Here is an 8,301-nt window from a genome sequence, read left to right on the forward strand (position 1 = left end):
GAGGTAGCTCGGCACCCGGCCGCGCGTGAGCACGAAGAAGATCAGCGTACCGATGCCGCTCATCAGGATCGCGATGTTGGGGTTGAAGCCCATCAGGATCGGCGCCAGCACGGTCGAGCCGAACATGGCCACCACGTGCTGCAGCCCCATGGCGCCGGTCTGCGGCCAGGGCAGGCGCTCGTCGGGCGCCACCACGGCGCCTTCGGCCGGGGACACCTCGCGCCAGCGGGGAAAGAAGGGTTCGGACACGGCGGGGCTCCTGGTGTGTGAAGGGTTGTGAAATCTGCGCAGTGTAGGGATAACTGGGGTAACTTCGACTGCCGGCCTCCTGCCGGCTGAACGGGGAGATGCAATGCAGGGCAAAAGAGCTTGGTGGACCGCGCTGGGGACCGTGGCCGCGCTGCTGGTGGTGGGCGCGGCGGCGGTGGCGCTGTGGGTGCCGTCGGACGCGCAACTGGCGCAGCGCGCGGGCGAGCGCGCCAGCGCCGCCCTGGGCGTGCCGGTCACCGTGGGCGGGCTGCACTGGCGCCTGCTGCCGCATCCGCGGGTGGTGTTGGAGAACGTGAAGGCCGATGCGAAGGTGGACGGCGTGCCGCCGGCGACCATCGCGCGGATCGCGGCCGATCTGGACGGCTCCGCGCTGCTGCGGCGGCGCATCGCCATCACGCGGCTGGAGCTGGACGACGCCGCGCTGCCGCAGCCGCTGTTTGCCCGCCTGAAGGTGGCCGGGGGCGCGGCGCCGGACGCCGGCGGCCCCTTGCAGATCGCCGACATTCCCGTGGCGCACGCCGAATGGCGCAACCTGCGCTGGGTGTCGATCCAGGGCCGCGCGCTGGCCTATGCGGGCGAGGCCGACTTCGACCCGGGCTGGCGGCCCCGCCGTGCCACGCTGGTGCGCAGCGGCGCGCCCACCGACACCCGGCTGCTGCTCACGCGGCAGGGCCAGGACGACCGCTGGCAGGCCGAGCTGCACGCCGCCGGCCGCACCGAAACCGGCATGCTCGCGCTGCAGACCGAGGGCGGCGGCTACGCGCTCACCGGCAGCATCGAGTTCCAGGACATGGACGTGGTGGCCCTGCTCGCCGCGTTCGAGCGCCAGTCCGCCGTGGCCGGCCGCGCCAGCGGCCAGACCGAGCTGCAGGCGCAGGGCGCCGACCTGGGCGCGCTGCTGCGCTCGCTGCACACGCGCACCCGCTTCACCCTGGCGCCGGCCACGCTGCTCAAGTTCGACCTGGCCGCCGCCGTGAAGAGCGCCGGCACCCACCGCGGCGGCACCACCCGGCTGGACCGCATCGCCGGCATCGTGGAAACGCAGAACGACAGCGCCGGCCTGATCGTGCGCTACAGCGACCTCAAGGCCAGCTCCGGCGTGCTCAGCGCGCGCGGCGACGCGGTGCTGCAGAACCGCCGCGTCCGCGGGCACGTGGCGGTGGACCTGGTGGACGGCGTGGTCGGCGTGCCGCTGGAGTTCGGCGGCACGCTGGACGACCCCACGCTGTCGCTGTCCGACGCCGCGCTGGCCGGCGCCGCCGTGGGCACGGCGGTCGCGCCCGGCGTGGGCACGGCCATCGGCGCGCGCGTGGGCGACACGCTGCGCCGCATCTTCGGCCAGGAGCCGAAGAAGCCCTGAGCGGTGCCGCCGTGATCCCCGTCAGCCGGCGAGGCGCGGCCCTCGGCAAAGGCCCGGCTGGAGGCGCGCATGGGCGAGGCGAGTGCCTCATTTGCTATTAAATAAATAGCACGAAGCCCAGGTATTACCTGGGCTTCGGCCACTTTTCATTCGAAACTCCAGCCGGGCAGGCTCCGACTCCCCCTGCCAGAGGCAGAGGGGCCAAGGCGGGGCTTTCTAGGCCGTCTCGGCCAGCGCGTCGCCCAGCGCGTTCACCAGCCGGTCGATCTCGGCGCGCTCGGCGATGAAGGGCGGCGCGAGCTGGATGGTGTCGCCGCCGTAGCGCACGTAGAAGCCCTTCTTCCAGCAGGCCATGGCCACTTCATAGGGGCGCCGGGCCGGCTCGCCGGGCAGCGGGGCCAGGGTGATGCCGGCGGCCAGGCCGTAGTTGCGGATGTCGGCCACGTGCCGGCTGCCCTTGAGGCCGTGCACCGCGGACTCGAAGTGCGGCGCCAGCGCCTTGACGCGGCCGGGCATGTCTTCCTTCACCAGCACGTCGAGCGCGGCCAGGCCGGCGGCGCAGGCCACCGGGTGCGCGCCATAGGTGTAGCCGTGCGGGAACTCCAGCATGTAGTCGGGGCCGCCCGCCGCCATGAAGGTGTCGTAGATCTCCTTCCTGGCAATCACCGCGCCCAGCGGCTGGGCGCCGTTGGTGACCTGCTTGGCGACGTTCATGATGTCGGGCGTCACGCCGAACGCCTCGGCCCCGGTGAGCGCGCCGCAGCGGCCGAAGCCGGTGATCACCTCGTCGAAGATCAGCAGGATGTCGTGCTGCGTGCAGATCTCGCGCAGGCGCCGCAGGTAGCCCTTGGGCGGGATCACCACGCCGGCCGAGCCCGAGAACGGCTCGACGATCACCGCCGCGATGGTGGAGGCGTCGTGCAGCGCGATCAGGTCCAGCAGGCGCTCGGCCAGTTCGGCGCCGCCGGCGGGCTCGCCGCGGCTGAAGGCATTGCCCGCCAACTGGGTGTGCGGCAGGTGGTCGGCCTCCACGCCCTGGCCGAACAGCTTGCGGTTGGCCGCGATGCCGCCCACCGAGATGCCGCCGAAGTTCACGCCGTGGTAGCCCTTCTCGCGGCCGATCAGGCGCGTCTTGCCGGCCTGGCCCCTGGTGCGCCAGTAGGCGCGCGCCATCTTCAGCGAGGTGTCGGCGGCCTCCGAGCCCGAGCCGGTGAAGAACACGTAGTCCAGGCCGGCCGGCGTCAGCTCCTTGATCCTGTTGGCCAGTTCGAAGGACAGCGGGTGGCCGAACTGGAAGGCGGGCGAATAGTCGAGCCGGGCGATCTGCCGGCTCACCGCCTCGGTGATCTCCGGGCGGCCGTGGCCCAGGCCCGAGCACCACAGGCCCGAGAGGCCGTCGAAGATCTTGCGGCCGTCGGCATCGGTGTAGTAGGCGCCCTGGCCGGCCACGATGAGCCGCGGGTCGGCCTTGAAGTTGCGGTTGCCGGTGTAGGGCATCCAGTGCGCATCGAGCCAGGCGGCGTCGGTGCGCACGGCCGGGGCCTTCGGTTCATGGGCGGGCGGGGCGATGGTGCTCATGGTGGTGTCCTGCGGGCGTCGATAAAGGGGGAGCGGTGGGGGATTGTTGGCCGGCGCAATAGTCATGAAAATGGAGCGATATCAATCTTCACTTGGCACTCCATGCAAGCAAAGCGCGCGCCGCGCGCCTCCCCCGTCGCCGCCGTGCCGCCCGCCACCGGCAAGAGCCGCGCCGTGCTGGGCCAGCTCAGCGACATGGACCTGCGGCTGCTGCGCGTGTTCAAGAGCGTGGCCGACTGCGGCGGCATGGCGGCGGCGGAGCTGGAGCTCAACATCGGCACCTCCACCGTCAGCCGCCACGTCAAGGACCTGGAAACCCGCCTGGGCCTGGTGCTGTGCCGGCGCGGCCGCGCCGGCTTCGCGCTGACCGCCGAGGGCCAGCGCGTCTATGAGGAAACCGAGCGCCTGCTGGCCGCGGTCGAGGTGTTTCGCGGCAGCGTGGACGACATCCACCAGCGCATGGGCGGGCAACTGGCCGTGGCGGTGTTCGACAAGACCGCCAGCAACCCGCAGGCGCGCATCGGCGAGGCGATCGCGCTCTTCGCCGCGCGCGCGCCCGAGGTCGGGCTGCAGATGCACGTGGCCTCGATCAACGCCATCGAGCGCGGGCTGATCGACGGCAGCTTCCAGGTCGGCATCATCCCGGCGCACCGGCACTCGCAGAGCCTGCTCTACGACCCGCTGTTCACCGAGTCGATGCAGCTCTACTGCGGCGCGGCCCACCCGCTGTTCGGCGCCGAGCATGCCGCGCTGGACTGGGAAGGCCTGCGCGCCTGGAGCTTCGCCGGCCTGGGCTACCACTCGCCCAACATGGAGCTGAGCCACGGCGCGCGCCTGCCGCGCAAGGCCACCGGCTTCGACCAGGAGTCCATCGCCACGCTGATCCTGTCCGGGCGCTACCTGGGCTTCCTGCCCGAGCACTACGCCGAGGCCTTCGAGCGCAGCGGCCGCATGCAGGCCGTGGCGCCGCAGCGGCTGCGCTACGAATGCCAGTTCGTCGGCATGCTGCGCCGCTCGCCGCAGCCCTCGCGCGCGGCGCAGGCGTTCCGCGAATGCCTGGTGCAGGCGCATGCGGGCGGGTGAGCCGCCCTTCGGGGGGCGCTTGCTTCAGTCCCGGGCCGCGCCGACCGCGCTGCGGCGGTCCAGGCTGCGGCTCAGCACCACCGAGGTGTGGGTCTGGTGCACGCCCTCGATCTGGCCCAGCTGGTCGAGCAGGCTGTTGAGCTGCTCCGGCGTCTCGCAGCGCAGGGCGACCACGTAGTCGAACTGGCCGCTCACGGCCGAGACCTCCTCGACCTCGGGCAGGCGCTCCAGCGCCCGGATCACGGCCGCGGCGCTGCGCGCGTTCACGCTCAGGCCGCAGTAGGCGCGCACGGCGGCCTGCTCCAGGCGCCGGCCCAGGCGCACGCCGTAGCCGGCGATGACGCCTTCGCGTTCCAGCCGCGCAATGCGCGCCACCACGGTGGTGCGCGCTATCTTCAATCGGCGCGCCAGCGTCGCGGCCGGCTCGCGCGCGTTGGCCTGCAGCAGGCCCAGCAGGTGCCGGTCGGTGTCGTCCAGTTTCATGCCGGCTATTGTGGCCTTCAGCCAAAGCGGATGCCCTGCGCCAGCGGCAGCTCGGTCGAATGGTTGATGGTGTTCGTGGTGCGCCGCATGTACTGCTTCCAGGCGTCGGAGCCGCTCTCGCGGTCGCCGCCGCTGTCCTTCTCGCCGCCGAAGGCGCCGCCGATCTCCGCGCCGCTGGGCCCGATGTTGACGTTGGCCATGCCGCAGTCCGAGCCGGCGGCGCCCAGAAAAGCCTCGGCCTCGCGCAGGTCGTTGGTGAAGATGCTCGAAGACAGCCCCTGCGGCACCGCGTTGTGCAGTTGCAGCGCCTGCCCGAATTCCTCGTAGCCCAGCACGTAGAGCAGGGGCGCGAAAGTCTCCTCGCGCACCACCGCCGTCTGCGCCGGCATGTCGACGATGGCCGGACGCACGTAGAAGGCCTGTGGGTACTCCGCGGCCAGCACGCGCTCGCCGCCGCACAGCAGGCGCCCGCCCTGCGCCCGGGCGCTGTCGATGGCGGCTTGCATGCGCTGGAAGGCCGCCGCGTCGATCAGCGGGCCGACCAGGGTGCCCGGCGCCAGCGGGTGGCCGATGCGCAAGCCGGCGTAGGCACGTACCAGTCTTTGCAGCAGCGCCTCCTTCACGCCGTGCTGCACGATCAGCCGCCGCAGCGAGGTGCAGCGCTGCCCGGCCGTGCCCACGGCGCTGAACAGGATGGCGCGCAGCGCCATGTCCAGGTCCGCCGCCGGCGTCACCACCATGGCGTTGTTGCCGCCCAGCTCCAGGATGCGCCGCCCGAAGCGCGCGGCCACCCGCGCGCCCACCGCGCGGCCCATGCGGGTCGAGCCGGTGGCCGACACCAGCGCCACCTCCGGGCTGTCCACCAGCGCCTCGCCCAGCGCGGCGCCGCCCAGCACGATCTGCGCAAGCCCGGCCGGCGCCCGGCCGCCAAAGCGCGCGATGGCGCGCTCCAGCGCCTTGAAGGTCGCCAGGCCCGACAGCGGGGCCTTCTCGGAGGGCTTGAAGATCACCGGGTCGCCGCAGACCAGCGCGATGGCGGTATTCCACGCAAACACCGCGCTCGGGAAGTTGAAAGCGGTGATCACCGCCACCGGCCCCAGCGGGTGGTACTGCTCCATCATGCGGTGGCCGGGCCGCTCCGACACCATCGTGCGGCCGTAGAGCTGGCGCGACAGGCCGAGGGCGAATTCGCAGATGTCCACCGCCTCCTGCACCTCGCCCAGGCCTTCCTCGGTGATCTTGCCGACCTCGACCGAGATCACATGGCCGATGTCCGCCTTGGCCGCGCGCAGTTCCTCGCCCCACAGCCGCACCAGCTCGCCGCGCGCCGGCGCCGGCACCAGCCGCCACTGCAGGAAGGCCGCGCGCGAGCGCGCGATCACCTCGGCCATGGCGGCCGCCGGCGTCTCGTGCATCTGCGCGATCCGCGCACCGTCGATGGGCGAATGCACCGTCAGGCTGCCGCCCGCGACCTCCGGCGGCGTGATGCCGCAGCGTTCAAGCACAGGCGACAAGGGGCTCATGGCGCGCATCCTTTCGTGTGGGCGGGGCGGGCACCGCCGGCGCGGCGGCGGCGATGCCGAGCCCGGCGTAGTGGTGCCCCGCGCGGGTGCCCAGGAAGGCGTCCAGCGGCACCTGCTCCTGCGCGATGAAGCCGGCGCCGGGCAGGCGCCCCGCGCGCAGCAGCTCCAGCGCGCCGAGCACGCCGGCGGCGGTGCTCAGCTCGATGGCGGTGCGCGCCACGCCGCGCAGGGGCGCGCCGAAGATGCGCGCCACCCGGGTCTCCTGCTCGAAGCGGCCGCCGCGCAGGCCGCTGGCCGAGGCCAGCAGCACCACCACGTCGTCGCGGCTGTGCGGCACCGCCAGCTCCAGCACCTGGCGCAGCAGGTCGCGCCGCTCGATCAGGCGCAGGTCCTGCAGCAGGAAGGCCATGGCATCGCGGTGGCCCGGATAGCGGATCGTCTTGTAGTCGAGGTTGCGCACCCGTCCCTGCAGCGTGTCGCACAGCGTGCCCAGCCCGCCCGAGGTGTTGAAGGCCTCGTAGGCCTGGGCGTCGAGCGTGAAGGTTTCGTAACCCTCCAGCGGCCGCACCGAGACCCGCTGGCCGTGGACGATCGCGTCGCAGGGCTGGCAGTACTCGTTGATCACGCCGTCGATGCTCCAGGTGAAGTTGTAGCGCAGGGCGTTGGTGGCGTTGCGCGACAGCGCGCCCACGCGCAGCCGCAGGTCGTACAACTCGTCGAACTGCCCGGCCAGGTGGCTGCCCAGCATGCCGATCACCCCCGGCGCCAGCCCGCACTGCGGCATCAGCGCCGAGCGCGCCGTGCGGCCGAGCGCGCGGATGGCGGCGGTCGCGGCCACGTCCTCGGTCAGGTCGAAGTAGTGCACGCCGTGCCGCGCGGCCTGCTCCGCCACGCGCTCGGCCAGAAAGAAGGGCAGGGCGTTGATCACCACGGAATGCGCGGCCAGCGCGCGGCCCAGCGCGCCGGCGTCGTCCACGTCCAGCGGGATGCGCCGCACCAGCGCGTCGCCGCCTGGGGCATCGCAGCCCACGCGGTCGGCCAGCGTCACCGGCAGGCCGTGGTATTCGGCCAGCATGTCGGCCACCGTGCCGCCCACCTTGCCGGCGCCCAGCACCAGCACATTGCGGATATCGGGTTTCTTCATGACTTTTCTCCTGGCGGCCGGGGTGCCGCGCCGTGAAGAAATCGTAGGAGCACCGGCTGGCAGGCGCCAGAGCGCAAAACGTCGAAAGCGCGGGCGTTCCTGTCGTTCCGACGAAGCCGGCGCTCGATTGCACACGCCCTACTCCAGCCCGAACCGCTCGCGCAGCGCCGCGCAGAAAGCCGCGCTGCCGCCGATGACCAGATGCACCGTGTGCCGCACCGTCGCCGTGGCGCCGGGCAGCACCGTCAGGCGGGCGCTGTGCGCATCGAACTCCCACGATTCGCCCGCCGTGGTCTCGCGCGTGCCGCGCAGCTCGTAGTCCCATTCGCCGCCTTCTTCCACCGGGCCGCGCGCCTGCGGGAAGGCGGCATGCGCCCAGCCCAGCACCCGCGCCACCTCGGCCTGCACCGCCGCGGCCTGCTGCGGCGTGGTGCTGGCCATGGCGTCGAAGCTGCCGGCGCCCTCCGCGTCTTCGCTGTAGTCGAAATCCAGATATTGCAGTGTCATGCGCCGATGATGCACAAGCCCGGCAGCCCCCTGGGGCTGGTCATATTGCCGCCGCTGGGCGATAAAGGCGGTTGGGCCGGTCCTGCGGCAGCGTTGCCGTGGGGCCGGGTGTGTCCACCCGACCTCGACGAAAGCACCCCTCCGCCATGCGCATCGACCTCTACCGTCGTTCCGAAGCCCACCATCGGTTCTCCTACCTCGCCGTGCCCGAGGGCCGGCCGATCCCTCAGGAGGCGATCAACATCGACTGGCAATCGGTCAGCCGCGGCACCGAGATGGACGACGGCGCAGACGCCTGGCCGGCCCACGGCATCCAGCGGCCGGGCGAGCAGATCGCGCAGAAGGGGTATGCC

At 72.2% G+C, this 8,301-nt stretch carries 9 protein-coding genes; 3 read left to right on the plus strand and 6 right to left on the minus strand.

Annotated elements, in window-relative coordinates; genetic code table 11:
* On the minus strand, nt 1-249 hold a 249-nt coding region (locus JHD63_RS20655), incomplete at its 3' end, for a solute carrier family 23 protein (RefSeq protein ID WP_370590599.1).
* Nucleotides 250-352: 103 nt separating this feature from the next.
* On the opposite strand from JHD63_RS20655, the gene JHD63_RS20660 reads away from it, so the two are divergent.
* Nucleotides 353-1,630, plus strand: a complete 1,278-nt coding sequence (locus JHD63_RS20660) for an AsmA-like C-terminal region-containing protein (protein WP_198972685.1) — start codon at nt 353-355, stop codon at nt 1,628-1,630.
* A gap of 216 nt (nt 1,631-1,846) precedes the next feature.
* On the opposite strand, the gene JHD63_RS20665 is transcribed toward JHD63_RS20660, so the two are convergent.
* Nucleotides 1,847-3,208, minus strand: coding sequence for an aspartate aminotransferase family protein (locus tag JHD63_RS20665; protein ID WP_198972686.1), 1,362 nt, complete (start codon nt 3,206-3,208; stop codon nt 1,847-1,849).
* Nucleotides 3,209-3,310: 102 nt separating this feature from the next.
* Between JHD63_RS20665 and JHD63_RS20670 the strand changes: the two genes are divergently transcribed.
* Nucleotides 3,311-4,291 carry a LysR family transcriptional regulator gene (locus tag JHD63_RS20670; protein ID WP_198972687.1) on the plus strand — a complete coding sequence of 327 codons (981 nt, stop codon included), beginning with the start codon at nt 3,311-3,313 and terminating at the stop codon, nt 4,289-4,291.
* A 24-nt stretch (nt 4,292-4,315) separates the two neighbouring features.
* On the opposite strand, the gene JHD63_RS20675 is transcribed toward JHD63_RS20670, so the two are convergent.
* The 4 genes from JHD63_RS20675 to JHD63_RS20690 form a co-directional block, all read right to left on the minus strand.
* Complete coding sequence (locus JHD63_RS20675; protein WP_198972688.1) at nt 4,316-4,774, minus strand: Lrp/AsnC family transcriptional regulator; 459 nt, start codon at nt 4,772-4,774, stop codon at nt 4,316-4,318.
* 17 nt (nt 4,775-4,791) lie between these two features.
* On the minus strand, nt 4,792-6,297 hold the full coding sequence (amaB, locus tag JHD63_RS20680; protein ID WP_198972689.1) for an L-piperidine-6-carboxylate dehydrogenase: 1,506 nt from the start codon (nt 6,295-6,297) through the stop codon (nt 4,792-4,794).
* The gene (locus tag JHD63_RS20685; RefSeq protein WP_198972690.1) at nt 6,272-7,441 is read right to left on the minus strand and encodes a saccharopine dehydrogenase family protein; all 1,170 of its coding nucleotides are present in this window, start codon (nt 7,439-7,441) and stop codon (nt 6,272-6,274) included. The genes amaB and JHD63_RS20685 overlap by 26 nt, the downstream gene beginning before the upstream one ends.
* 138 nt (nt 7,442-7,579) lie before the next feature.
* Nucleotides 7,580-7,948 (minus strand): hypothetical protein, encoded by a 369-nt coding sequence (locus JHD63_RS20690; RefSeq protein ID WP_198972691.1) that lies wholly within the window; start codon nt 7,946-7,948, stop codon nt 7,580-7,582.
* A gap of 146 nt (nt 7,949-8,094) precedes the next feature.
* Here JHD63_RS20690 and JHD63_RS20695 point away from each other — a divergent pair.
* Nucleotides 8,095-8,301, plus strand: a 207-nt coding sequence (locus tag JHD63_RS20695; RefSeq protein ID WP_198972692.1) for a DUF6139 family protein, incomplete at its 3' end; no start/stop codon positions are given.

It is taken from the genome of Xylophilus sp. ASV27, from assembly GCF_016428875.1.
In the GTDB taxonomy this organism is placed as follows: Bacteria; Pseudomonadota; Gammaproteobacteria; order Burkholderiales; family Burkholderiaceae_C; genus Xylophilus.

Bases quoted from the DNA above. Each gene is read 5' to 3' on its own strand.
- amaB (WP_198972689.1), bottom strand. From the start codon at position 6,297: ATGAGCCCCTTGTCGCCTGTGCTTGAACGCTGCGGCATCACGCCGCCG.
- JHD63_RS20665 (WP_198972686.1), bottom strand. From the start codon at position 3,208: ATGAGCACCATCGCCCCGCCCGCCCATGAACCGAAGGCCCCGGCCGTG.
- JHD63_RS20670 (WP_198972687.1), top strand. From the start codon at position 3,311: ATGCAAGCAAAGCGCGCGCCGCGCGCCTCCCCCGTCGCCGCCGTGCCG.
- JHD63_RS20675 (WP_198972688.1), bottom strand. From the start codon at position 4,774: ATGAAACTGGACGACACCGACCGGCACCTGCTGGGCCTGCTGCAGGCC.
- JHD63_RS20660 (WP_198972685.1), top strand. From the start codon at position 353: ATGCAGGGCAAAAGAGCTTGGTGGACCGCGCTGGGGACCGTGGCCGCG.
- JHD63_RS20685 (WP_198972690.1), bottom strand. From the start codon at position 7,441: ATGAAGAAACCCGATATCCGCAATGTGCTGGTGCTGGGCGCCGGCAAG.
- JHD63_RS20690 (WP_198972691.1), bottom strand. From the start codon at position 7,948: ATGACACTGCAATATCTGGATTTCGACTACAGCGAAGACGCGGAGGGC.